We start from the raw sequence: 24943 nt of genomic DNA on the forward strand, positions 1-24943 counted from the left end.
CCCACTTTGGTTATATCTGAATATGGTCGGCAAAGGGCATGCGACGCAGGCGGATGCCACTGGCCGAGTAGATGGCGTTAGCCAGGGCAGCAGGTGCCGGTGCTACTGGCGGTTCGCCCACACCGGTCGGGGATTTGTCCCCTTCGATGATCTCAATATCGATTTCCAGCGGCGCTTCCCGCATGCGTATCCAGCGTAATTGGTCGAAATTGCGGGTCTGTACCTGGCTATCATCAATCAGCACATCATTGAAAAGCGCGGCATTGAGACCATCAATAAAACCGCCTTCCATTTGTGCACGAATATGATTGGGGTTCACCGCCAGACCGCAATCGATAACCCCCCAGGCTTTTTGTATCGAAAGTTGCTGTTCTTTATCAAACTGCACTTGCAGTACAAACACCACATAGGTACCAAAGGTAAAGTGTCCTGCAATGCCAAGGCCCTGGCCCTTTTCTAGCTGCCGCCCCCAACCAGCCATCTCTGCCGCACGACGATAGCAATTGGCCATTCTGCCGGAATCAATCTGCCTGGCCGCCCAGAAATTGATCGGATAGATCCTGGCTGGTTTCATTAATGCCAGGCGAAATGCCAGCGGATCAGTATTCGCAGCATGCGCCAGTTCATCCAGCATGGACTCTATTGCGAAGGCTTGCTGCATTTGTCCTGGTCCTCGCCATGCTCCAAGCGGAAACGGCTGTTCTGTGTTCAGGCTTTCAATTCGGCAGTCTTCAACCAGGTGAGCGGGAAATCCATGAGATTCGGCTTCACCGCCGGTTTGTGCCTGGCGCATATGCCAGCCATGGATCCGCTGGTTTTTCAGCCCGGCCTTTATCTGTATGGCCGCAGCGGGAGCAAAGAAATCCCGCTCCATGTCGTTTTCGCGGGTCCAGATTACCTTAACCGGGTGGCCGACCTTATGGCTGAGCCAAATGGCTTCGCTAAGAAAGTCGGCTTCACCTTTTCGTCCAAAGCCTCCGCCCATGCGTTTGTTGCGGACCTCTACCTTAAGGGCATCTATGCCGGTTAACCGTTCGACCTCCAGGGCGGCCTGGTGGGGCCATTGATGGCCAACAACCACCGTCGCGCCGTTTTGCTGTATATCGGCGATACAATTAAGCGGCTCCATGCAGGCATGGCTCAGCAGGGCGCGTTCATAGGTGTATTCCAGCACCTGATCTGCTCGCAGTATTGCCTGCGATGCATCGCCATCGTCCCGAAGCAGCTTGCCCGGTAGTGAAGACTGAGCCAGTGCCTTAAGCGCTTTCCTGTGCGCCACTGTACTCAGACCAGCGTATCGGCTGGTGTCTTTCCATGTGGTGTTAAGAGCCGCTTTGCCTTGCATTGCGGCCCAGTAGCTGTCGGCCAGTACTGCAATGCCTGCGGCACGGAGCTGGGTTTCGCCGCCGGGCCAGTGGGAACCTGTTTCGTGTGGTGTTTCTATCACCAGTCTGACTCCGGGGATCGCCAGGGCCGCATCTCTGTTGTAGTGAGCAATTTGTGCACCCATGGTTGGTGCCCGGTCAATCACTACCTGCAATGCATTAGGGTAGTGTTCATCTATACCGAACAGCGGCCTGCCGGTAATGATATCTCTGGCATCGATTGATGGCTGATCCTTGCCGATAATAGTAAATTGTGATGGCTGCTTGAGCTGAAGCTGACTAACATCTACGACTTTGTGAGATGCCTTTTCAGCGAGCTCCCCATAGCGGAGTGTGCGGCCTGTGAGGGTATCGGTAACAATGCTGTTTCTGGCCGTTAACCTGTTTGCATCACATCCCCAACGCTCTGCCGCTTCTTCAATCAGCATTCGCCGTACCGTGGCCCCTGCGCTACGCAGATAATGCCAGTTGTTTTTCAGGGTCTGGCTGCCGCCGGTGCCGATCTGCGCATGCGCATAAACCAGGCTGCCTTCCTCGTCGCGCTTCAGGTAAGTCGGCATCTCTGAACTGAATTCGATCAGAGACCAGTCCAGATCCATTTCATCGGCGAGGATCATCGGTCCGGCAGTGCGCATAAACTGTCCCATTTCCATGATCGGGGATTGCATGGTGACCGAGTTGTTATTGTGAATACTGACGTAAACACACCACTGTGAAGATACTGATTCAGATTCCTGTTTACTCTTGCCTCTGCCGGGAAAATGAACACTGATCAGCATCGAACCGGTTATCAGTGCCGAAATTTTCAGAAAATGCCGTCGTTGTGGATCCTGCATAGTTCCCCCTGAATATAGAAACAGGTCAATGTGCCCGTTAGTCCTGACGACAAGCTAGATTGCTCAGGCAACAGGGGGCAAGCTCCCTGGGATAAATGGACGAAATCCGTGTTGAATGTCAAAACAACACACAACCGGAGGTGCTTTAATGTTTATTGTTCTGTTACGGTTTTCGGAAAACAAAACCCGGGCCAGCGAATTTAAGGAGGGGCACAATCAATGGATCCGAAAAGGCTACGAGGATTGCGTTTTTTTGATGGTTGGCAGCTTGCAGCCCGGTATTGGCGGCTCAGTGATTACCCACGGCGAATCCAGACAGGCTCTGGAAAAACGGGTTAACCAGCATCCCTTTGTCACTGAGAATATCGTTCGTGCAGAAATACTCGAGATTGAACCGAAGAAGGCCGATGAGCGGCTGAGCTTTCTTTTAGACTGAAATGACCGGGGGCAGTGACTGCCCTCGGTTATCTGTTTGCAATGATTCTGATTAAAGGCAACTGCTTTGTTTAATGTTCATCTGCGTTAACTTCGATGTGCGGCGGCCAGATAACAACCCCGTGTCGCGCTATGGATATGCACGTAAGCACAGCCGGGCAGCGCCAGTAATTCCCTGATAATTACATCAGCTTCCGTGCCCTGGCATACGCGGCCATCCAGCATCATCTGATCTCCATCAAACGCTCTCAGGCTCAGGATCTTGCGCGCTATCATTGGCGGCACAGTACCAGGACCTGGCAACTGTGACGCAGTCAAACCATTCTTGCTGATAAAAATAGCATGGGAGGATTGGTAGGGCCCGGGCCCAGGTAAATGATTATAATTCAGCAGCAAGACAATATCGCCTTCTTCCGCGTCTTTGAGACTCAAACGGCATGGAAAGCCCGATGCTTTGTTCACAGTCACCTGAACTATGCCTTGCTGTTGCAGCTCTGCTTGAGTAAGACTGAATAAATGTTCAAACTGCTGTGGTTCTAATGGCTGTATTTGGTAAGACATAACGATTTCCTCTGTTTAGCGAGCGCACAGTTTAGAGCTGCGCTGGCAGAACATTCGATCCGTTTATTGCCAAATTTACGCAGAAAGCCGCAAGTTCCGGAGCGAAACCTCAAAGTGGAGCTGTCACTCTACACTTCAATGATGCGGAGGTTTCTATGAGTAAAAATAATAGTAAACAACGAATTATGGCGTTGGCAGATTATATAGAGCAGCATGCCGAGAAAAGTCTTGATCTGGAGCATCTGGCTTCTGAAGCTGCGGTTAGTCCTTATCATTTACAACGCACTTTCCGTCAGTTGTTTGGTGTGTCACCGAAACAATTCCAGAATGCTATCCGGGTGCAAAGACTGAAACAATCTTTGCGGGATGGTACAGCGATCAGCCAGGCTATTTATGAAGCAGGCTTTGGCTCCGTCAGCCGGGTGTATGAACAACTCGATCAAAATTTCGGTATGACCCTGACGGAATACAAAGCTGGAGCCGATGAATTAGACATTCACTTTGCACTTCGCCAGACCAAACTCGGTTTATTGTTGATGGCGGCGACAGAACGCGGCGTTTGTTTTGTGCATTTTGGCCAGTCAGCTTCGACGCTTGTTCTGGCTCTGCATCAGGAGTTCCCTAAAGCTCGCTTACTCACAACACCGGAGCACTCTGAGCCAGCACTGGATCTGTGGATAGACGCATTGGAGCAATACTTAGCTGCAACAGGGCCTAGGCCCGAACTGCCACTACATTTAATCGGCACAGCCTTTCAGTTATCGGTCTGGCGTTTTCTGAGTAATCTTAAAAACGGTGAAACCGTCAGTTATGCAGATGTGGCCAGGGGCATTGCCAGACCATCAGCCTACAGAGCCGCAGCTAATGCCTGCGGCGCCAATAAAGTTGCGGTGTTGATTCCTTGTCACCGGGTGCTTCGTGGTGATGGCGGTATGGGAGGGTACCGCTGGGGAGTGGAACGTAAACAGCAACTGCTGGATTTAGAGGTAAACACGGTCAGTCCTTGAACCTGTTCCGCAAGAATCGGAGTGCACGCAGCTATCAACCTCTCCAGAATATATATTCTGCAATTGAGCAAAATTCTGGAGAAGTATAATGAAAACAGCTACATCGATATTACTGTTATGGGCAGTCAGCACAACCAGCAGCCAGGCCTCCTCACTGGTGACTGAAGAAGCCAGTGATGCTTTTGGAATTAATGATGGTCTGGATAGCATAGGTATTTACGATTCGGCATCAGTGAGGGGGTTTGATTTATTTGCTGCAGGTAATTACAGGGTGAACGGCAGCTATTTTGTTAAAAGTTCAGGTATCAGCCACTTCTTTGTTCAGTCAACCACTGTACATATTGGTTTGGGGGTGGCTGGTATGGATTTTCCTGGCCCTTCCGGGGTTATTAACTTTCGGTTACATGATCCAAAAGCTGATGAACCCAGCCAGTGGCGCACGGGTATTGAGCAATTCGGCACTTATTTTAATGAAGGTCAATTTAAAGGAATATCGGATGATGGTCATTTTAGTTATTCCGCCGGAGTGGCGGTAGAAAGCAATAAAGGCACATCTCAGGGAGGAAGTGGCCACACAACCTTAGCAGCAGGAACGGCCCGTTATTCTCCGAACACAAACAGTACCTGGCAATGGTTTGCTGGAGAATACGACTACCACAGAGCTGGGACTTTTCTTATTAAGCTATCTTCGGACGCCATGGCTTTACCAGCTCCGATAAAACGAGAACGCTACCTCGGGCAAAGTTGGGCAACAGAGACGGGGCAACGCCGTATTGCCGGTGTGTTACAACATCAGCAATTGACTGAAAACTGGAGTTTGCACTCATCCCTGGTCTTCTCAGAAGACGATCCAAATATGGCCTTTACTCAATTGTTCACTGATGTTCAGCCTTCCGGACAAGCACAAAGCAGCTATTTTGTTGCAGGAACCCAACGTTTTACTGCGTGGTCGGGGGAAAGCAAATTGATACGAGATTGGCGGGAGCATGGATACAGACACCGCTTTGCGATGACTTTACGCGGGCGTAACAGCAGCAACCATTATGGCGGCAATATGGTACTGGATACCGCGCCAGTCTTACTTGGTGGTAAGCCGGCTGAACAGCTGGCGCCAGACTGGCAGTCACTCAGACCACGAGTACATGACGAAGTGCAGCAATATGGACTGGGTCTGGCATATGCGCTGCAGTGGCCAAATCAGACGCAACTTAGCGTTGGGCTAATGCAGCAAAGTTATAAAAAGTTACTCACGGCAACAACACAACATAAAGAATCACATGATGAACAATTGCTGTTGCCTAGTTTCAGTCTGACCTATCCGGTGTCTGACCGCTGGTTGCTGTACAGCAGCTACAGCGAGGGGCTGGAGGAGTCGGGTATAGCGCCTGCAGGAACAGCAAATCCGGGGCAGGTGCTCGAAGCAGTGAAGTCGAAACAAAAAGAGTTCGGCACTAAAGGTACCGTGTTGCAAAACCTGACTCTGATCGCGAGCTTATTTGAAACAGAGAAGCAGTTCGCGGGAGTGGATCCTGGTACCAACATGTATCAGCTAATAGGACAAGCCCGTCATCGGGGATTGGAGTTATCGCTGACTGGTGAAATTAATTCCGAATGGCACTGGCTGGCGGGTGGTGTATTTACTGCAGCGAAATTGGACCGTAACATTCAAACTACTTTGGGTGACAAGCCTGTAGGAGTGCCAGATCGTAAACTTATCAGCCATCTGGTCTATAAACCAACTTGGTCAGAGGGATTACAACTGGATCTAAATCTGGACCATGTGGGCAGTCGTGCCGCTAGCAGCAGGGTTATATCGGACGGACAACAGTTACAGGAAGGAAGCTACACCACCGTGGACTTTGGTTTTCGTTACCGAGTGCCTTCATTACCAGCGCTGGAATTAAGAGGGCAAATATTTAATCTCCTAAATGAGTACAGCTGGAGTGTTAGTTCAGCAGAATCATTAACTTATATTCCTGGTCGTAGCTTTCGGTTACGCCTGCATTACAGTTTCTAATTCTAGTGAGACAGAACATATCACAGCAATTAGTTGCAGGAAGCCGTACCATTCAATCTATACCCGCTTTAAGGCTCAGCGGGGCAGGCTTTTACGCCGCGCTATCAATTAACCTGTTATTTCACTTGATCTATTAGGTCGCTTGTCCTAATGTTCAAATCTAGGACATTCGTCCTAGTTTGTTGGCAAAGTATCCGGGAGCATTGAATGGCAAACAAGCTGACAAGAGAGTGCATTGTCGAGGCGGCGGACCGGTTGTTCTACGAGCAGGGATTTGAGCACACCTCTTTTGCGCAAATCGCCCAAGCCGTAGGGATCTCCCGGGGAAACTTCTATTACCACTTCAAAACCAAGGATGACATTCTGGATGCGGTTATTGCTTATCGTGTGGTCCGCACCAGTTCTATGCTGGATAACTGGGAGGTGCAGGGTGATCGCCCATCTGATCGCATCCGCAGCTTTATCGGCATCCTGGTGATGAATCAGGCCAGAATCAAACGTTATGGTTGCCCGGTTGGTACGCTCTGTACCGAGCTGGCCAAGCTTAACCATCCAGCCAGAGAGAATGCCAATGAGCTGTTTATCTTATTCAGAGTCTGGTTGCGCAGACAATTTGAGCTGCTTGGTCGCGAGCAAGACGCCGATGCGTTGGCGATGCATCTGTTGGCCTTTAGTCAGGGTGTGGCAACTTTGGCTAATGCCTTTGAGGATGAAGGGTTTATCGATAGCGAAGTGAGTAGCCTGAATGCCTGGCTGGAATCTGTTGAACGTCAAAATAACACACAACCGGAGGTGCTTTAATGTTTATTGTTCTGTTACGGTTCTCGGAAGACAAAACCCGGGCCAGCGAGTTTATGGAGGGGCACAATCAATGGATCCGAAAAGGTTTTGAGGATTGCGTTTTTCTGATGATTGGCAGCTTGCAGCCCGGTCTTGGCGGTTCAGTGATTGCCCACGGCGAATCCAGACAGGCTCTGGAAAAACGGGTTAACCAGGATCCCTTTGTCACTGAGAATATCGTTCGTGCAGAAATACTCGAATTCGAACCGAAGAAGGCCGATGAGCGGCTGAGCTTTCTTTTTGACTGAATAGGGAAATGAAAGATGAATACTACCGTTAAAGGCCCGGATGGCCAGCCTCGTTGTCGTTGGTGCTCCGCCGCGCCGGAGTTTATTGCTTATCATGACAAGGAATGGGGTTATCCCGTTGATGACGATACCAGGTTGTTTGAAAAACTCTGTCTTGAGAGCTTTCAATCCGGTTTGAGCTGGCGCACGATACTTGCCAAGCGTGATAATTTTCGTGCTGCATTCGCACACTTTGACTTTAACAAGGTGGCAGGATTTGAACAGAGCGATATCGACAGGCTACTTTCTGATAAAGGAATTGTCCGCCATCGGGGGAAGATTGAAGCGGTTATTAATAACGCCAGGCGGGCACAGGAGATGGTGCAGCAGGAGGGTTCACTGGCCGCTTTTTTCTGGCGTTTTGAGCCCAAAGCTGATGAACTGGCTGAGCCACAGACGGCTTCAACTTCTGAGCAGTCCGTCGCGCTCTCCAAAGCGCTGAAAAAGCAGGGTTGGAAGTTTGTTGGCCCGACAACGGTTTATGCCTTTATGCAGGCCATGGGGCTGATCAACGATCATGCAGAAGGCTGCGTTTTCAGGGATAAAGCCGAACAGGACAGAGCAGGGTTCAGACGGCCTGATCCGGTATAGCTCCTGGCAAAGTAGCCAGCATCCGGAAGCCTCAGTAATTTGGCTGCTAAACAACTGCCGCTTTACCCTTAATCTTGACCTGTACTTTGTTTTATAAGGACGTTTTATGCTCCGCGGAGTAAATCATATCACCATCGCGGTAACCGACCTGAATCGGTCACTGGCGTTTTACACTGAGTTGTTGGGTATGAAAGCCCATGTCCGCTGGGATAGTGGTGCTTACCTTAGCCTTGGTGATGTGTGGTTTTGCCTGTCCTGTGACGAGGCCTCACCGGGTAAGGATTACTCACATATTGCACTGGATATCGCCGAAGAGGATTATGCCGCTTTTGCCGGGAAGCTACGCTCGGCAGAAGTGAGAGAATGGAAGCAAAACAAGAGTGAAGGGCGGTCTTTGTACTTTCTTGACCCTGATGGCCATAAGCTTGAAGCCCACTGCGGCAGCTTACAGAGCCGCTTAACCTCACTAGAATCCAGGCCTTACCCGGGGCTTGAATGGCTTTAGCCAGGTACAAGGGTGACATCAGTTCTTATCTGATGACCTCAGTGACAACATTTTCTTTATTGCTATTGACCAACTCATAACTATTCGGTTATAAATAAAGCATAACCAACGAGTTATGGATTGTAATGCCCCAGAACCAGGATATTCTGTTTAAGACCCTGTCGGATCCGACCCGACGGGCCATTTTTGAGCGACTGTGCCGTGACGGAGATCTCACCGTCGGCGCATTGACCGCCCAGGCGGGCGTGTCACAACCTGCAGTGTCAAAGCATCTCGGCATTCTGAAGCAGGCCGGGTTGGTGCGTGATGACCATAAGGGTCGCCAGACGCACTACAGTGCCCAGCCCGACGCCCTGGCTCCTTTGGTGGACTGGACAACTCAGATGGCCGGGTTCTGGCAGCGCCGGTTTAATGATCTTGAAGACCTGTTGAAAAGGATGGACCAATGAATAATACCCCAACTGAAACCCGCTCTGTCATTGTTGAGCGGGAGCTTCCGCATCCACCAGAGAAGATCTGGCGCGCACTGACCGAGCCCATGTTGATTGAAGAGTGGCTAATGAAAAGCGACTTCAGGCCCGTAGTCGACCATCATTTCGAACTGGATTTTGAATGGGGTGCGGTCAGTTGTCAGGTATTGGAGGTACAGCCCCATGAGAAGCTGACTTACACCTGGAATTCCGGTGCGTTGAAAACAGTTGTGACCTGGACGCTTACGCCAACTAGTGCCGGAACCCGCCTGCACATGGCGCAGGAAGGTTTTCAAAGCGAACATCCCCGTTATTACACCGGTGCCCAGGCTGGTTGGCCAAGGTTTATGGAGGCTCTGGAGCGGGTATTGGCCCGGTTAGATTAAACAAAGCAAGGATTAGGGAAATCAACGATGAATATTTTTTTATGGATATTACAGATACTGGTAGCCCTGCATACTGCCATCGGCGCGGTATGGAAGCTTTCCAACACCAGCGAGCAGACCATGGCATCGTTTGCGGTGATCCCTCATGGGGTCTGGCTGGCAATGGCCGCACTCGAGTTGCTTTGTGCTCTGGCTTTGCTGCTCCCGGCATTAAATCGATCTCTCGGCAAACTGATACCTGTCGCCGCAGGTCTGATCGTGGCTGAAATGTTGGTTTTTTGTTGGCTGCAATTCTCTTTTGGAGAGGGAGATTATACACCTATGATTTATTGGCTGGTTGTTGCGGCTATCTGTGCGTTTATTGCTTATGGCAGAGGTGTGCTGGTACCGTTAAAACAGCGCAGCTGAACGCCACAGAAGATAAAAGGAAAAGAACATGGAGAAAGGATCCAAACAAGCCTCCCGGCATCAGGACAAGCCGAATAGTCAGCCGGTTCTCTTATCAGGTGGTAATCCACAGATAGCCAAAGCCGACGGTGATCAGCCGGTGCAGACTTATATTGCAGCGATGCCGGGTTGGAAAGCGGACGCAGGACGTCGACTTGATTCATTAATTGTGAGCCACGTGCCCCGGGTGCGCAAAGCAGTGAGATGGAATACTCCCTTTTACGGCATTGAAGGTAAGGGATGGTTTCTGGCTTTTCACTGTCTGACAAAGTACATCAAGGTGGCATTTCTCAACGGTGCATCTTTGCAGCCGATGCCGCCGGTGGAGTCCAAAGATCAAAATACGCGTTATTTCCACATATACGAAGATGAGCCTTTCGATGAGGTACTTTTGAGTGACTGGATCGAACAGGCATCAGCGCTGCCAGGCGATCAGCTATTCAAATAGATAAATCAGTTAACTGATTAACGACTTGACGACTATCTATCTTTTTACAGGTGCACCAGTAAGGTATTGCGATGCCCCAAGGCTTTTTAATTAACAGACGTTCAGGAGATTTTTATGTTTGTGGTGATTTTCCGGGCAAAGGTCCGTCAGTTTGACGAAGAATATTCGCAAACGGCGGCACGTATGCGGGAACTGGCAATTAACGAGTTTGGTTGTCTGGAGTTTACAGCGGTAACTGAGGGCAATGATGAGGTGGCCCTGTCGTACTGGCCTTCAGAAGAGCACATCAGGCGCTGGCGCGCCCATCCTGAACATCGGGCCGCGCAGCAGCGGGGAAAGGAAAAGTGGTACGCGTCCTATTCTGTGCAGGTGGCGGAAACTTCCCGCCAGTACAGCTCTTCTGTTGATAACAGCTAAACGTGAGATTGGAACGCCGGGTTACCGAAAAGTTGATATTCAGGCCAGCTAATGCAGTGAAGTGTATTACAATACACTAAGGTCTTATGGGAGAAACCATGGAGTCAGTCCCACGGCAATTGCATAACAATCAGTGACACCAATGTCTATTATCCAGGAGGGTATAATGACTGTATCCAATTATCAGAAACCCGAGATTCCTGCGGACGAGGAAGAGCGACTCAGTGAGCTGAATCGACTGAACATACTGGATACTGCGGCGGAAGTTCGCTTTGATCGCTATACCTCAATGGTGGCAGATATTTTCGATTTCCCGGTGGTGCTGGTTTCATTGGTAAGCCACGATCGTCAGTGGTTCAAATCCTCAATCGGATTGGATTTAAAGGAGTGTCCCCGGGATATTTCCCTTTGCGGTCATGCCATTGTCCAGCAGGGCGTCATGGTGATACCGGATACGCTAAAAGACAAGCGATTCGCCAATAATCCGCTGGTGACGGGCGAGCCGTACATTCGCTTTTACGCTGGTGCTGTGGTGCATTCGCCCAAGGGACAACCGCTGGGCACCCTGTGCCTGATAGACCACGAGCCGCGGGAGTTTAATGAACAACAGTGTAAGCGATTGCGCCAGTTTGCAGAACTGATAGAGAGTGAGATTAAACACAACTCCGATCTTGAAGAGTTGCGCGCGTCAGTGGAATTCTCAGCGTTTTACGACCCCCTTACCCAGCTTCCCAACCGGCGACTGCTGACCGACCGGCTTGAAAAACTACTCGAGCTTTCAGAGTTTGAAAAGCGTCAGGTGGCGGTATTGCTGTTCAATGTTGCTGGTCTGCGTCTGTTTAATCAGAGCCTGGGCACCGAGGCCGGCGACGAATTGTTGCGCCAGCTAGCCGACCGACTCCAGGGTTGCTGTCCGGCTGGTGGCACAGTGGCGCGCCTGCAGGCCGATGAATTTGTGCTGGTCTTTCCTTCCCTTAATTCAAACAAGAATCATATCGATAAGGTGGCTGAACAGGCCCGAGCTGCGCTGGTGAAATCATTCCGGCTGATGAGCAAGGAGCACTACATCCGGGTACAAATCGGCGCCAGTGTTTTCCCCGACAATGGCGTAACTTCGGCGGGGTTACTCGAGCAAGCCTCAGCGGCAATTCGCTTTGCCGGTCAGGGCGAGCCGGGGGCAATTTGTTATTTCAATAAAGCCGAATCGGAGAGCATTTCCGAGAACCTGAAAATCGAGTCCAGTTTGCGGGGGGCGCTGGAAAATAATGAGTTCAGTTTGCTTTACCAGCCCATAGTCAATCTGGAAGACGCTAAGCTTGCTGGCGTTGAAGCCCTGTTGCGCTGGCATAATAAGGAACTGGGGAGTGTCCCACCGGATAAGTTTATCCCTATCGCGGAAAGAAATGGGCTGATAGTGGCCATAGGCCGCTGGGTGCAGCAAGAAGTCTGCCGGCAGATCAAATGCTGGAGCACTCAGAATAGCTGGGCGTTGCCGGTTGCCATCAATGTCGCCGCCGCAGAGTTGCTGCAGCCTGAGTTTTCCACAAACCTTATTCAGCGCATGGAAGCAGATGGCATAGCGCCGGAGCTGCTGTGGGTAGAAGTAACAGAGTTTTCCCTGGCATCCGACTCTCCCACTGTGGATGAAAACCTGGCCTTGTTGAGTAAGGCGCAGATAAGGGTTCATATCGATGATTTCGGTACCGGTTATTCATCACTTTCTTATTTGCAGCGCATGCCCATCAGCAGCCTTAAAATAGACCGTTCTTTTATCAACGGCTTGCCCCACAATAATCAGGAACTAGCGCTTACCCGCTCGATCCTCAGTATGTCTTCAGATCTGGGGCTTGCCACTGTTGCTGAGGGTATTGAGAACCGGCAACAGTATGATTTTCTGCGCGACAGCGGCTGTAAGATGGGACAGGGTTTTCTGCTGGCCCGTCCTCTGCAGGCTTCAGAAATAGAGGGCCTGCGCGATCGTTCTCTGATCTGAGACCGGGCCGGACAGCAACCGGGAAAGGAAAAGTGGTACGCATCCTATTCTGTGCAGGTGGCGGAAATTTCCCGCCAGTACAGCTCTTCATAATAAACGGATTACTTTTATCAAAGGTTTGTCACCTTTTTGATCAGAGCCGTTTGAATAAAATCTTATAATGCGTTTTTGTAGCCCGCCATCGCTATAAGCTCGTGGAAATGTCGCATTTTTACAAGACGCAGATTATTGCAACGAACACAATACAGGCCATCAATCCGCAATTGATTGCAGACTATTACCTGCAAGGTAATAGTCTGCATTTACCAATGGGGTAAAGTACGTTGCATGAAACAGGTTAATTTAACCGTTGGGCAGTTACTAAGGCAGTGGCGACAACAGCGGCGCTTAAGTCAGTTTGGTTTGGCCATTGAGGCGGAAATCTCCCAGCGTCACCTGAGTTTTATAGAATCCGGCCGGGCATTGCCCAGCCGGGACATGATACTGCGTCTGGCTGAGCCGTTGGATATCCCACTGCGGGAGCGCAATATTCTGCTGACTACTGCGGGCTATGCGCCTGTGTACAGTGAGACCAGGCCAGAAACTCCTGGCCATGCGCAGGTGCAGCAGTTTGTGCAGTTTATTCTTGATGGTTGCGAGCCGTTTCCGGCGCTGGCCGTGGATCGTCACTGGCAGTTATACGCCTCGAACAAGGCGTTGTTAAGGTTGCTTAGCGATATACCGCAGAGCTTGTTGCAGCCACCGATAAATGTGCTGCAACTTAGCCTGCATCCACAGGGGCTGGCACCGCGCATTGCAAATTACGACCAGTGGCGTGAGCACATCTTGTTGCGACTTGAGCATCAGATCCGCGACACTGCCGATGCCGGTCTGAGTGAGTTACTGCAACAGCTAAGCCAATACCCGCCACCTGCGAACGCCAGGCCAATAAGTGAACCTGCGACAGAACAGCTGGTGCAGCTGGCCGTGCCTATGCAACTGCAGACTGAGCTGGGAACGTTGTCACTCATCAGCACGACAACCGTGTTTGGCACGCCAACCGACGTTACCTTGTCGGAACTGGCGATTGAATGTTTTTTTCCGGCTGATGAAAACAGCGCTGTTTTATTACGGGAACTGGCTGCCACCAGGATTGAATCAGAAGGAGATAGTAATGACATCGAGTAATGATGAGATGGCATTTTACGTAACATTGCAGATCAAGCCGGAAAAGGTCGATGAATGGCTTCAGGCGGTGAACGATATTATTGAACAGATGGCAAAAGAAACGGCTTTTATCTGCTGTCATTTGCAGCGTGACCTGTTTAATCCCTGCACTTTTACTCTGTTTGAGAAATGGCGCGAAGCATCGATGGAGACCTTTCTGGCTAATCAGATGCATCCTTATCGGTATGCCTATGAGCAAAAATTGCCCGAGTATCTTCAGGCACCAAGACAGGCCGCTATCTTAACGCCGTATGATTTTCTCCCTTCCAGCAAAAGGAAAAGGTAATTTTGAGCTTTAATTACAGGACAACCAAAAATGCTTCGTCTTTACATCGGTAATAAGAATTACTCTTCCTGGTCACTGAGGCCATGGATTTTATTAAGGCAGCTTAATATTCCGTTCGAAGAGAAATTAACACCTTTTGGCAATATCAACGGCACATCTGCTTTTTCGGAATTTTCTCCTACAGGAAGAGTCCCTTGCCTGGAAGATGATGGACTTACAGTATGGGATTCCCTGGCTATCGTTGAATATATCTCGGAAATGGATAAGGCCGTTTGGCCCGCCAGGAGAGAAGCAAGAGCCTGGGCCAGAAGTGTTGCCGCAGAGATGCACTCAGGCTTCCCCCATATAAGAAATGTCTGCACTATGAATTGCGGCCTCAGGATAAAATTGTCGCAGTGGACTTCTGCGCTTCTCAGTGAATGGCGCCGGTTGGATGATATTTGGTGCGAAGGTTTAAGCCGGTTCGGTGGGCCATTTCTGGCAGGAGAGCAATTTACCGCGGTTGATGCATTCTTTTCGCCCGTGGCTTTTCGGGTACAAACCTATTCTCCACAACTATCCCGGACTGCAGAGGAATACATACAACGTTTGCTGCGGTTACCTTATATGCTCAACTGGTATGAGAGCGCCCTCCGGGAAGAATGGCGTGACGAGGAACATGAACAGGAGGCTCGTGAAGCTGGCATATGGCTACAGGATTTGCGACGGGATGCAGTATTATAAAACTTATCTCTGTATACGAGTTTAGGGAGCATCAGTAAATGAGCAGCGAGGACGCAAACGTTACCCTATTGTTACGTCAGCAAAACTGGCATAACGAAAGAAATAAGCTCAGGGAGATCATTCTTGACTGTGGCCTCACCGAGCAGGTCAGGTGGGGCAAGTTATGCTATCAGTTTGAGAACGGCAATGTGGTGATCATCTATGGCCTTAAGCACTACTGTGCGCTTGGTTTTTTTAAGGGGGCTTTGTTACAGGATCCCCACGGGATGCTGGTTAAACCGGGTCAACATTCACAATCCATGCGCCAAATCCGTTTCACCACCCTGGAAGAAATTGGTGACAAGGAGGAATACATAAGAGTCTATATTAATCATGCCCTGGATATTGAAAGAGCGGGTCTGCAAGTCGAGTTTAAGGAAAAGGACAACATCAGGGCACCCCAGGAGCTTGAGGCCAAAATGGCAGAAATGCCGGCATTGAAAGTGGCATTTGAGGCGCTGACCCCGGGGCGACAGAGGGGCTATATTTTGCACTTCATTGGGGCGAAGCAGTCTAAAACCCGTATTGCACGAATTGAAAAGTGCATTCCCAAAATCCTCGCAGGCAAGGGGCTGTCTTAGGATGCAAGCCAACTTCGTAAGGGCTTTGTGATGGAATCGCAGATAAGGGAGGCGGCAGAGGCGCTGGCCATCGGCGATCCGTTAGCGGCGCTGAACCGGGTTGCATTGCGGGACGACCCGTCGGCACTTGCTCTGCGTGGGATCGCCATGGCACAACTGGGCGAATTTGATCGCGCCAGGGTGTTACTTCGTGGTGCGGTGCGGGCATTTGGTCCGAAACAGCTGCTGGCCCGCGCCAGGTGTATTGTGGCTGAGGCAGAAATAGCCCTGGCTTCGCGGGATCTTGGCTGGCCTGTTAAGGCGCTGAATGAAGCACAGCAAACACTTGAAAAACACGGCGATCAGTTGAATGCAGTGTATGCGCGATATGTCGGGGCCCGGCGCCTGCTGCTGATAGGGCAACCCGATAAAGCAGCACAGGAAGTCGATGCTGACAACCCGGCATCACTGCCCCCGGCGTTGGAAACGATCCGCGAGCTTATTATCTCTGGTATCGCCATTCGTCGCCTTGAAGTCCGGCGCGCGCGCAGTGCGCTTAAGCAAGCCGAACGAAGTTCACATGAGGCGCGTATCCCGGCGCTGGTGGCGGAAGTTGCTAATGTGATTGAAAGTCTGGAACTGCCCGCCGCCCGGTTGATTACACAGCGTTGTGAACGTTATGTGCTGCTTGATGAAGTCGAGGAGTTGATGAGTTCGAAAGCGTTTATCGTCGATGCGTGCCGCCATAGTGTGCGACTGGATGGCCAGGTGGTATCGCTGGTAACCCGCCCGGTACTTTTTACCTTACTACGCGTTATGGCTGAAGCCTGGCCAGATGATGTATCCCGTGATGAGCTGGTTGCACGTGCATTTCGCGCCAAAGGTGTTGATGAGTCGTATCGTGCACGCCTTAGGGTCGAAATCGGACGGCTACGCCGTCTGTTGAAACCACTGGCGAAGGTGCGCGCCACATCACAGGGCTTCGTACTGGAGCCGGTCGGTGCCCGTAAAGTCGTTGTGCTTGCCATGCCAATCGAGGAAAAGCATGGGGTGGTGCTGGCATTGCTTTCTGACGGTGAATGCTGGTCAAGTTCTGCCATTGCGTTGGCGCTGAATTGGGGACAACGCAGTGTACAGCGGGCACTCGATGCCCTGGCCAGCGAGGAAAAAGTCTGCTCTTTCGGCCGCGGCAGAGCTCGTCGCTGGAGAATACCACCCATGCCCGGATTCGCGACAATCTTGTTACTCCCGGCTGCTTTGCCTGTTGACTAGAATACACTCGTGATCAAGTCAGCAAGGAGATGAAAATGAAAAAATTAAACGCAGAGATCCTCAATGAGTACGGCCCCTATCAGGGAGCGGAAGCGGTTCATGGTGTTACCTTCGATGGTAAGCGTGTCTGGTTTGCGTCGGGTGACAAACTCAATGCCATTGACCCTGACAGCACAAAACCAGTGGATTCCATCAATATTTCAGCAGAAGCAGGAACGGCTTTCGATGGGCGCCACCTGTTTCAGATTGCAAACGATAAGATTCAGAAGCTCGATCCGACAACAGGTCAGGTATTAGCAACCATTCCTGCTCCGGATGGTAGTTCGGGACTCGCATGGGCAGAAGGTTCACTCTGGGTCGGGCAGTACCAGAAACGTAAAATTGTTCAGTTGGATCCGCAGACAGGCGAGGTGCTTCGTGATATCGAGTCCAACCGGTATGTTACCGGTGTAACCTGGCTGAATGGTGAACTCTGGCATGGCACCTGGGAGGATGACAACAGCGAACTCAGGCGCCTTAACCCGCAATCCGGTGAGGTTATTGATAGCTTCGCAATGCCCCAGGGTACCGGCGTGTCGGGGCTTGAGTCCGATGGTCGTGATCGTTTCTTCTGTGGTGGCGGAAACAGCGGAAAGTTAAGAGTTGTTCGCTGCATCAGAGATTGATAAGGATAAAAGGAGCGATCATGGTTGATATCATTCATAGAGTCGGAATAAAAGCGCCTGTTTCAGAGGTATATAAGTCCCTGGCGACCACTGCAGGTGTGGCAAGGTGGTGGACGCAGGAAACCCACGGAGACTCTGAGCCCGGGGGGATCACAGAAGTCGTATTCAACAGCCCCGCAGGTGAGAAAGTGGGCGAAATGAAGATGGAAGTGATGGCCTCAGAACCTGATAAGAAGGTGCATTGGCGCTTTATATCCGGGCCGCAGGAATGGATAGGAACCGATGCTATCTTCGATCTGTCCCGGGAAGGAGAGTACAGTATTGTTCTTTTCGGTCATAAAAACTGGCGTCAGGGCGGCGAGTTTATGGCCCACTGCAGTATGAAGTGGGCTACCTTTATGCTGAGTCTTAAACAACTGCTGGAAACGGGGCAAGGTAAACCCTCGCCTCATGATGTCAAAATCGATAACTGGAACTAGGTACAGATCATGCTCCGGGTTTTATACAGGCGTCACCGGTTTTTTGCTATAGCGGGATACCGGTGTGTTTATTAGTTCGGCTGAAATAACGTATCAGGGGCAGGTCAGACAGCGGGGCGCTTATCTGACCTTGCGTCCTGGCTTACCTCTCAGCCAATGGGTAAATTGCTTCTGGCAACTGAGGGTACCCGCCGGCGAATTTGTTTACCGCGTTGTGCCCGATAATTGTGTTGACTGGATCTTCGACCTCAGCGCCAAAGAAGAAAGCTTTATGGTCAGGCCTTTTGTTTCGCCAGTGGAATTTCCTATATCAGGCCCGGCGTCCTATTTTGGTATCAGGTTCCACGCGCTGGCCTGCCAGGGGCTGATCGGGGCTCCTGTCGGCGAATGGGCGGGGGAGGAGAATAGTATCGATGCTAAACAGCTTATTGATCCGTTGATTTCAGAGCAGGTGCAGGAGGTAATTTCACTAACCGATCAGTTCAGTCAGCGATGTGAGTTGCTTTTGGCTGCATTGCCGCAGCTGTTGCACGTTCCCAGGGTTGACCGGCGATTGGCAGGCTTTATCCTCAGTACCTGTAAAGGGCTGGCTACCGGCGCCTATCTGACCCGGTTGGATAGCACCGATTTTGGTATATCCGCCCGTCAGCTTCGCCGTTTAAGCCAGTTGCATCTGGGGCTGTCACCGAAGAATTTTCTGAAAGTGGCCAGGTTTCAGGCGGCGCTCCATTTGCTCAATTCAAAAGAACACCGGGGCGTCTGGGCCGGCCACTTTTACGACCAATCCCACTTTATCCGCGAGTTTAAGGCGCTGGCCGGGACTACGCCGGGAAATTTTCTGAATATGTCCGTTTTGTACAATAAATAAGGCCTGGGGTGGCGCTATATTCAGCTTTGGTAACAGCAAAACAAAGGAGCAATACCATGATTGATATTCAGGCGACATTTCCGGTAATGGTGGCGAAAAATCTGGACAAGCTGGAGCACTTCTATACCGGGGTTTTCGGTTTTGAGGCGGTGTTTTTTGACCCCGATTTTTACCTGCACCTGGTTTCACCGGCCACAGGCGCCCAGTTGGGCTTTCTGCATGCCAATCATCAAACACAGCCTGCTTTTCTTCATCCATTAATGTGTACTGATGGCTATGTGATCAGCTTTGAAGTGAGTGATGCAACAAAAGCTTATGCCGAAGCGAAGAGATTGGACTTGCCTGTTGTGATGGCGATGAAAGATGAAGAGTGGGGACAAAGACACTTTATCCTTGAAGATCCGGCTGGTTTTAAAGTCGACATTGTAGAGCACCAGCAAAGCCCTACAAACTGACAAGTTTTGTAACAGCTTGATCCATGCCGGGCTAAGCTGCCCGGTGTTAGAGTGAATGCAACGATGCATTACGCGCCAAGCCTGGCATTTTTTAATGTCACCGGGCAAGTGGCTTAATCTGCAATAAAAATTAAGGCTTTGGTTTTAAACATGGAGTGAAGATGAAATCTATTACGACATTTCTGATGTTTGTAGGTGAACAGGCGGGGAAGACCGAAGAGGCCGTTAACTTTTACACTTCATTATTTTCTGATTCTGAAGTTCTCTCCATTGAGCACTATGGTGCCGGTGAAAACGAGCCTGAGGGGGCAGTTAAAATCGCCAGGTTTACCCTCAATGGCACCTTGTTTATGGCCATGGACAGCCACCTGGAGCACAAATTCAGCTTTACGCCTTCTATCTCAATGTATGTTGAGTGTGAATCTGAACGGGAAATCGACGAGGTATTTGGTGCCCTGGCGGATGGTGGCGCTGAGCTTATGCCATTGGATAATTATGGTTTCAGTAAAAAATTCGGCTGGCTGAATGACCGCTATGGCGTGTCCTGGCAGCTGAACCTTATTTGATCAGTCCCCGATTACTTATAGAAAATAGTTTTAGTCTCTCAATGATTAAGGATAAATCCCGATGGCAAATATAGAACATATTCAATATATCAATGTGCCGGTGGCGCAGGTTTATAACGCCCTGACTTCTACCGAAGGTTTGTCTGAGGTCTGGACGCGGGAGTTGAATGTGACAGCGCAGCCAGGTGCGATCAATGAATTTGGCTTTGGCGACGAGCCACCAACCCTGATGGAAATCGTCGAATTGGTTCCGGATAAAACCATCCTCTGGCACTGTGTGGGTTCCGACCCGGAATGGATAGGCACAAAGATCAGCTTTGAGCTTGAACAAAAGCAAGGGAAAACCTCGGTGCGGCTGCGCCATATGGACTGGCAGGATGTGACCGAGTTCTATCGTTTCTGTAATTATAACTGGGCCATTTTCCTGTTAAGTCTGAAGCAGTATTGCGAAGAAGGCAGGGGGATCCCTTTTCAGGAACGGAAATTCTAATCCTTTGCAGATAATAAGCCATAAGCTGTCGAAAGCTCCGTTTACCATGCGACTGTAGCTTATACATTTTGTACAGGGGGTGTGAATGGCCCATGTAATTCACTCCATCAACATTACCGCCAGTGGATTGTGCCATCATCTGGACAGTGCTGTTGATCGGCAGCACCATCAGTATGCGCTGGATCTGACTGCTTCGGCTGAGGCTTTGATATTGGGCAGAAACACCTTTGGTTTATTTATGCAGTTCTGGCCTGGCGCATCTGAAAGAGATGACTTACCTGCAGACGTTGTGGCGCTGGCCAGGGCATTTAGCAGGATCCCCAAGTATGTGGTTTCAAGTCGGCCAACTGAACTGACATGGAACAACACTACCCCTATTCAGGGCCCGGCGCTGGACAATGTCTCCAGGCAATTGGCGAGGATACCCGGTACTGTGGTTGTTTTTGGCAGCCCCGGTCTGGCCACAAGCCTGTTAAATGAAGGGCTGATCGATGAAATTCACATTCTCGCCCAGCCCTTTATCGGCACGCAGGGGCCAAGGGCTTATAATGGATTAGAGCAGCGCGCAGAACTTAAACTTTTAATAGCAGAACCACTGTCATCTGAAGTCGTGCTGCTGCGCTATAAGGTGATAAAACCAGCCCCATAAGGTCTCAGCTGAACACTCCTGGGCGGCCTGAGCAGAATCTCCGCCATGTCAGATACTATCGTAAGAAATCCTTTCCCAGGAAGGCAATTTTTTGAAACGGCAATTCTTGACCAAATTAAAAAAGCTGGCCAATATAAAACTGTGATTAAGCATAAACAGGGAACAGGACGTGGTTATGAACAACAAGCTGAAATTAAAAGAGGGGATGTTTGGGTTAATCCTGGTTGTAATCAGCGGTTGTGCCACTGACGTGAAAGATAAATATGCCAGTATTGAAAATCTTTCTGATTCAGAGCGGAACCAGGCACTTAAAGATTGCTTTGATTATGACCTGAGTAAGACTGAGCGACAGGATTGTTTACTGCGCTACGCGCCTCCTGAAGTGGGCTATGAATGCAAGAATGTGCAGGTGTCAGGCAGCCGGTTTACCGAACGGGTCTGCTCTACTGCCAGTAAGCGATACTATGAGCGCACTATGTCCAAGGAAACATTGGATAAGATCCAGCGGCATTCAAAGAGTTATTAAATCGACTCGTTGGGCCGCGCTTTAATGTTGTTATAACGCTCACCTGGCAATGAGTTTGAGCGATGAATGCCCTTATTCTTGCGTTAAGCCTCAGACTGTTATCCCAGCCAGTAACTAAACTGTTAACTGCTTCTTACCAACCGGACAGCAGGGATGAAACCCCAATTCAAAGCAGGCAATAATATTGCCATGAAAATCCCACCTCATGAATATCAGCAAACCTTAAGTTTTTACCGCGATGTGATTGGTCTCAAGCCTGTTCCGGTTACCGAAGAAGATGCCACTCCGCGCTTTGAATTTGGCGATAAGATACTGTGGCTGGATAAAGTCAGTGGCCTTAGTCAGGCAGAGATCTGGCTGGAGATTCTGACCGATGACATGGACAGTGCTGCTGATTTTCTGAGTTCCCGGGATTGTGCCCGTTGTGATGATGTTGAGCCCTTGCCCGACGGGTTCAAAGGTTTCTGGGTGGCTAACCCCGGCAATATCATTCACCTGATTTGCGAGTCCGACAAAGTTAACTAGAAAGAACACTAGCTTAGCCATTCATATGGATGGTTTAAGCCAGCTTGAGCAGGCTTGCGGGAACCATGTCTAATGAGTCAATCAGTCCCAGCAGGCCACCTACCTCGTGGCTGTGAAACGCACAATTTACGAAATTGGGCAGCAGGCAGGCCTTGCGGGCATAGCCGTTGGTGTCAAAGTTAATGCCGCTGATCTTTTCAATAATACTTTCCGGTAACGCCAGGCGAGTGGCCAGAAACATATGTCGAGAGGCACGGTAACGGCGCACTTCTGCCAGAAAAAATACATCGCAGCTAAAGCGTTTTACTGCATCGGGGTTATTGTTGAGGATATAGTCGGCCAGCAGCAGGGGAATCAGAGTGCGGTTTTCCGTCTCGCTGTTATCCTCGCTCAACACAATGGCTGTGCGACCAAGCCGGGTGGCATTGGGCGGCAATAACACGCCTTTATCAGCGGTGCTGAAGGTTTTATGTACCACTACACAGTTAAGCTGTTCCGCCAATGCCAGGGTGTCGACCACCTCGTCTTTGGTACAATGATCGACCAGTTTTTGCAGATATTCACCTCTGGAACTCATGTATGGCTCTGCCTTTATCTGATGGCGTTTTGTCGTGTTGAAAATTTCAACAGGTTTACCCCATTATCGTTGCCGTTGCGCAGGAAAAGCAACATCAAGCCTGCTCATGACTCAACAATTGGTTGATTTTCAATTTGTCTTTTTACTGATAGCCTGAAGTCATTGTTTATTATCGCCCGTCACGGATATCAATAAGGGAAATATGACACAAGAGCAGCTAACAATACTGGGCATACTGGTGGGCACCATGGTGATGTTTCTGTGGGGCCGCTGGCGCCACGACATGGTGGCGCTGGGTGCTTTACTGGCCTGTGTGGTAAGCGGGCTGATAACACAGGAGCAGGCCTTCAGCGGTTTTGCGCATCCTGCGGTGATCACAGTAGCTTGTGTGCTGGTGCTCAGCCGTGGATTACAGACATCCGGTGCCGTGGATGCACTGACCCGCAAAGTGTTGCCGGCCAAAGCCGGCATTACGCTCAGTCTTGCAGCCCTGGTTGGTGTTGCCGCCTTGCTATCGGGAATTATGAATAATGTGGGTGCCATGGCGTTGTTAATGCCGGTGGCGGTGCAGATGGCGCGCAGACTGGACTTGCCACCGGGGCAAATCCTGATGCCGCTGGCATTTGGCACGATTTTAGGTGGCATGACAACGCTTATCGGTACACCGCCAAATCTGATTGTGGCCGGTTTTCGCCAGCAATCTGGTTTGCAGAGCTTTTCAATGTTTGATTTCACTCCGGTCGGGCTGGCCGTCGCTTTGGGTGGCGTGGTTTTTGTTGTTCTATTGGGCTGGCGGCTGGTGCCGGGACGCAAACAAAGCGGAGTGGAAGGCTTTGAATCGGGAGCTTATGTTACCGAGACCAGAGTAGAAGAGGGCAGTAAAGCTGAAGGGAAGAGTCTGCGTGAAATTCAGCAGGCGCTGGATGACAATGACGCTCAGGTTCTGGCGCTGGTGCGTCATGAAATGCGCATGAATGCGCCAAACCCTTATCGTACTGTCAGGGCCGGAGACATCCTGGTGATCGAGGCGGAAACGGAGGTGCTGTCGAACGTGCTGTCAGGCTTAGGGCTGAAACTTGAAGAGGCAAAAGACACCAGATCTGAAGATACGGATCCGGAAGATTCTGAGCAGGATACCGACAAAGAACAGAAAAGCCAGATGGCTGACATGGCCGCAAAGGAGAATAACGCGCCACAATCAACTGGCACACCGGATAAGGACGAGGACAAAGAGGAAGACGAAGACAATCAGGATGACAGCGATATTGTGCTCAGTGAACTGGTGGTACTGCCGGGCTCGCAATTAAATGGTCGTTCTGCGGCTGAGCTATCGCTGCGCACCCGCTATGGCTTAAACCTGCTGGCCTTGTCCCGCCAGGGACACAGGTCGATAAAAAGATTGCGGCAAACTGCATTGAAATCTGGTGATATGCTGCTGATGCAGGGCACCAAAGAAACCATTACCGAGTTCGGTGCCGACAATGGTTGCGTGCCATTAGCTGAGCGGGAGCTGAGTATTCCGGATACCAGAAAAGCCTGGCAGGCGAGCCTGATAATGCTGTTCGCGGTAGGTACGGCCGCGTTGGGTATTTTGCCGGCGGCAATCACTTTTACCATCGGCGTACTCGCCTCTATGGTACTGCGAACAGTACCGCCAAGGGCTGTGTATCAGTATATCGACTGGCCGGTGATTGTGCTGCTGGCGGCTTTGATACCCGTAGCGGAGGCCATGGAGACCACCGGTGCCGCCGCTCTTATCGCAGAATTTTTATTAAATTCGGTAGCCTTGGGGGATGCGGTAGTGGGCCTGATCCTGATTATGGTGGTGACCATGTTCTTATCGGACTTGATGAACAATGCTGCCACAGCAGCCATGATGTGTCCTATTGCGCTGGGTACGGCAACGGCGCTGGGGGTGAGTGCCGATTCGTTTTTAATGGCGGTGGCGATTGGTGCGTCCTGTGCATTTTTAACGCCCATAGGTCATCAGAATAACACCATGATACTCGGTCCCGGGGGATTCCGTTTCGGTGATTACTGGCGCATGGGATTGCCCCTGGAAGTGTTGGTGGTGGGTATCAGCATTCCGATGCTGTTATGGATCTGGCCTTTGTAATATGTGGAGAGAGCTAAGTGTGCAGCACGGTTGAAAAACCACCATAGATTAATCGTTTTCCGTCGAACGGCATTGGGTTATTTGCCGGATCCATGCGAGGATCTTGCATGATGCGTTTCCATCCAACATCAAGCACCTCTTTTGAAGGCCAGACAGCCCATGAAAATACGACAACTTCATTTTCTTTGTATTTTACCGATTTGGGAAATGAAGTAACCTCGCCTTCCGGCACATCGTCCCCCCCCGTTTTCATATATCTCAATCGCACCGTATTCTTTAAAAACATCCGCCATAGTTCTGGCTTGTTCAATATATT

Annotated in this window: 31 protein-coding genes and 1 pseudogene; 28 read left to right on the top strand and 4 right to left on the bottom strand. The window is 50.5% G+C overall.

Annotation, left to right across the window (positions count from 1 at the left end; translation table 11 throughout):
• Positions 1-10: 10 nt before the first annotated feature.
• The gene (locus AT746_RS08325; RefSeq protein ID WP_062478993.1) at positions 11-2221 is read right to left on the bottom strand and encodes a xanthine dehydrogenase family protein molybdopterin-binding subunit; all 2211 of its coding nucleotides are present in this window, start codon (positions 2219-2221) and stop codon (positions 11-13) included.
• 148 nt (positions 2222-2369) lie between these two features.
• Here AT746_RS08325 and AT746_RS08330 point away from each other — a divergent pair, with 148 nt between their 5' ends.
• Positions 2370-2657 (top strand): YciI family protein, encoded by a 288-nt coding sequence (locus tag AT746_RS08330; RefSeq protein WP_062478997.1) that lies wholly within the window; start codon positions 2370-2372, stop codon positions 2655-2657.
• A gap of 86 nt (positions 2658-2743) precedes the next feature.
• On the opposite strand, the gene AT746_RS08335 is transcribed toward AT746_RS08330, so the two are convergent.
• A complete protein-coding gene (locus AT746_RS08335) occupies positions 2744-3217 on the bottom strand; it encodes a DUF1203 domain-containing protein (RefSeq protein WP_062479001.1) in 474 nt (157 codons plus the stop codon).
• Between the two features lie 155 nt (positions 3218-3372).
• Here AT746_RS08335 and AT746_RS08340 point away from each other — a divergent pair, with 155 nt between their 5' ends.
• The 26 genes from AT746_RS08340 (at position 3373) to AT746_RS08465 (ending at position 21934) form a co-directional block, all read left to right on the top strand.
• Positions 3373-4224, top strand: coding sequence for a bifunctional transcriptional activator/DNA repair enzyme AdaA (locus AT746_RS08340; protein WP_062479004.1), 852 nt, complete (start codon positions 3373-3375; stop codon positions 4222-4224).
• An 88-nt stretch (positions 4225-4312) separates the two neighbouring features.
• Entirely contained in the window at positions 4313-6241 is a 1929-nt protein-coding gene (locus AT746_RS08345; protein ID WP_062479007.1) for a TonB-dependent receptor domain-containing protein, read from the top strand.
• A gap of 207 nt (positions 6242-6448) precedes the next feature.
• Positions 6449-7042 carry a TetR/AcrR family transcriptional regulator gene (locus AT746_RS08350; protein WP_062479010.1) on the top strand — a complete coding sequence of 198 codons (594 nt, stop codon included), beginning with the start codon at positions 6449-6451 and terminating at the stop codon, positions 7040-7042.
• Positions 7042-7329: a YciI family protein gene (locus tag AT746_RS08355; RefSeq protein WP_062479012.1), complete on the top strand. Its 288-nt coding sequence runs from the start codon at positions 7042-7044 to the stop codon at positions 7327-7329. Before AT746_RS08350 ends, AT746_RS08355 begins: the two co-directional genes overlap by 1 nt.
• Before the next feature lie 15 nt (positions 7330-7344).
• Entirely contained in the window at positions 7345-7959 is a 615-nt protein-coding gene (locus AT746_RS08360) for a DNA-3-methyladenine glycosylase I (RefSeq protein WP_062479015.1), read from the top strand.
• Positions 7960-8065: 106 nt separating this feature from the next.
• Positions 8066-8464: a fosfomycin resistance glutathione transferase gene (gene fos, locus AT746_RS08365; RefSeq protein ID WP_062479019.1), complete on the top strand. Its 399-nt coding sequence runs from the start codon at positions 8066-8068 to the stop codon at positions 8462-8464.
• A 125-nt stretch (positions 8465-8589) separates the two neighbouring features.
• Entirely contained in the window at positions 8590-8913 is a 324-nt protein-coding gene (locus tag AT746_RS08370; protein ID WP_062479024.1) for an ArsR/SmtB family transcription factor, read from the top strand.
• Positions 8910-9320 carry an SRPBCC family protein gene (locus tag AT746_RS08375; protein WP_062479028.1) on the top strand — a complete coding sequence of 137 codons (411 nt, stop codon included), beginning with the start codon at positions 8910-8912 and terminating at the stop codon, positions 9318-9320. Before AT746_RS08370 ends, AT746_RS08375 begins: the two co-directional genes overlap by 4 nt.
• Before the next feature lie 27 nt (positions 9321-9347).
• Positions 9348-9728 carry a hypothetical protein gene (locus tag AT746_RS08380; RefSeq protein WP_062479031.1) on the top strand — a complete coding sequence of 127 codons (381 nt, stop codon included), beginning with the start codon at positions 9348-9350 and terminating at the stop codon, positions 9726-9728.
• 28 nt (positions 9729-9756) lie between these two features.
• Positions 9757-10215, top strand: a complete 459-nt coding sequence (locus tag AT746_RS08385; RefSeq protein ID WP_062479035.1) for a DUF1801 domain-containing protein — start codon at positions 9757-9759, stop codon at positions 10213-10215.
• Between the two features lie 114 nt (positions 10216-10329).
• On the top strand, positions 10330-10632 hold the full coding sequence (locus AT746_RS08390; protein WP_062479038.1) for an antibiotic biosynthesis monooxygenase family protein: 303 nt from the start codon (positions 10330-10332) through the stop codon (positions 10630-10632).
• Between the two features lie 166 nt (positions 10633-10798).
• Positions 10799-12625: a GGDEF domain-containing protein gene (locus AT746_RS08395; RefSeq protein ID WP_062479043.1), complete on the top strand. Its 1827-nt coding sequence runs from the start codon at positions 10799-10801 to the stop codon at positions 12623-12625.
• Between the two features lie 327 nt (positions 12626-12952).
• Positions 12953-13792 carry a helix-turn-helix domain-containing protein gene (locus AT746_RS08400; RefSeq protein WP_062479047.1) on the top strand — a complete coding sequence of 280 codons (840 nt, stop codon included), beginning with the start codon at positions 12953-12955 and terminating at the stop codon, positions 13790-13792.
• Positions 13779-14117 (top strand): putative quinol monooxygenase, encoded by a 339-nt coding sequence (locus AT746_RS08405; RefSeq protein ID WP_062479050.1) that lies wholly within the window; start codon positions 13779-13781, stop codon positions 14115-14117. The genes AT746_RS08400 and AT746_RS08405 overlap by 14 nt, the downstream gene beginning before the upstream one ends.
• A gap of 30 nt (positions 14118-14147) precedes the next feature.
• On the top strand, positions 14148-14840 hold the full coding sequence (locus AT746_RS08410) for a glutathione S-transferase family protein (RefSeq protein ID WP_062479053.1): 693 nt from the start codon (positions 14148-14150) through the stop codon (positions 14838-14840).
• A 38-nt stretch (positions 14841-14878) separates the two neighbouring features.
• Entirely contained in the window at positions 14879-15460 is a 582-nt protein-coding gene (locus AT746_RS08415; RefSeq protein WP_062479057.1) for a YdeI/OmpD-associated family protein, read from the top strand.
• A 30-nt stretch (positions 15461-15490) separates the two neighbouring features.
• On the top strand, positions 15491-16711 hold the full coding sequence (locus AT746_RS08420; protein ID WP_062479060.1) for a winged helix-turn-helix domain-containing protein: 1221 nt from the start codon (positions 15491-15493) through the stop codon (positions 16709-16711).
• Positions 16712-16746: 35 nt separating this feature from the next.
• Positions 16747-17376, top strand: a complete 630-nt coding sequence (locus AT746_RS08425) for a hypothetical protein (RefSeq protein WP_062479064.1) — start codon at positions 16747-16749, stop codon at positions 17374-17376.
• 20 nt (positions 17377-17396) lie between these two features.
• Positions 17397-17855 (top strand): SRPBCC family protein, encoded by a 459-nt coding sequence (locus AT746_RS08430; protein WP_062479067.1) that lies wholly within the window; start codon positions 17397-17399, stop codon positions 17853-17855.
• A 64-nt stretch (positions 17856-17919) separates the two neighbouring features.
• Positions 17920-18723, top strand: a complete 804-nt coding sequence (locus AT746_RS08435; RefSeq protein WP_062479071.1) for an AraC family transcriptional regulator — start codon at positions 17920-17922, stop codon at positions 18721-18723.
• Between the two features lie 56 nt (positions 18724-18779).
• A complete protein-coding gene (locus AT746_RS08440; RefSeq protein ID WP_062479075.1) occupies positions 18780-19178 on the top strand; it encodes a VOC family protein in 399 nt (132 codons plus the stop codon).
• A gap of 161 nt (positions 19179-19339) precedes the next feature.
• Entirely contained in the window at positions 19340-19744 is a 405-nt protein-coding gene (locus AT746_RS08445) for a VOC family protein (RefSeq protein WP_062479077.1), read from the top strand.
• Between the two features lie 61 nt (positions 19745-19805).
• Positions 19806-20234: an SRPBCC family protein gene (locus AT746_RS08450; RefSeq protein ID WP_062479081.1), complete on the top strand. Its 429-nt coding sequence runs from the start codon at positions 19806-19808 to the stop codon at positions 20232-20234.
• Positions 20235-20319: 85 nt separating this feature from the next.
• Positions 20320-20883, top strand: coding sequence for a dihydrofolate reductase family protein (locus AT746_RS08455; protein WP_062479084.1), 564 nt, complete (start codon positions 20320-20322; stop codon positions 20881-20883).
• A gap of 175 nt (positions 20884-21058) precedes the next feature.
• Positions 21059-21409 (top strand): hypothetical protein, encoded by a 351-nt coding sequence (locus AT746_RS08460; protein ID WP_062479088.1) that lies wholly within the window; start codon positions 21059-21061, stop codon positions 21407-21409.
• 153 nt (positions 21410-21562) lie between these two features.
• Positions 21563-21934, top strand: a complete 372-nt coding sequence (locus AT746_RS08465; protein ID WP_062479092.1) for a hypothetical protein — start codon at positions 21563-21565, stop codon at positions 21932-21934.
• 34 nt (positions 21935-21968) lie between these two features.
• Here AT746_RS08465 and AT746_RS08470 read toward each other — a convergent pair whose 3' ends face one another.
• On the bottom strand, positions 21969-22511 hold the full coding sequence (locus tag AT746_RS08470) for a hypothetical protein (RefSeq protein ID WP_062479096.1): 543 nt from the start codon (positions 22509-22511) through the stop codon (positions 21969-21971).
• A 202-nt stretch (positions 22512-22713) separates the two neighbouring features.
• Between AT746_RS08470 and AT746_RS08475 the strand changes: the two genes are divergently transcribed.
• On the top strand, positions 22714-24627 hold the full coding sequence (locus tag AT746_RS08475; RefSeq protein WP_062479101.1) for an SLC13 family permease: 1914 nt from the start codon (positions 22714-22716) through the stop codon (positions 24625-24627).
• A 13-nt stretch (positions 24628-24640) separates the two neighbouring features.
• Here AT746_RS08475 and AT746_RS08480 read toward each other — a convergent pair.
• Positions 24641-24938 (bottom strand): annotated as a pseudogene (locus AT746_RS08480) (DUF1428 domain-containing protein).
• Positions 24939-24943 lie beyond the last annotated feature (5 nt).

It is taken from the genome of Lacimicrobium alkaliphilum (assembly GCF_001466725.1).
GTDB classification, from domain to species: domain Bacteria; phylum Pseudomonadota; class Gammaproteobacteria; order Enterobacterales; family Alteromonadaceae; genus Lacimicrobium; species Lacimicrobium alkaliphilum_B.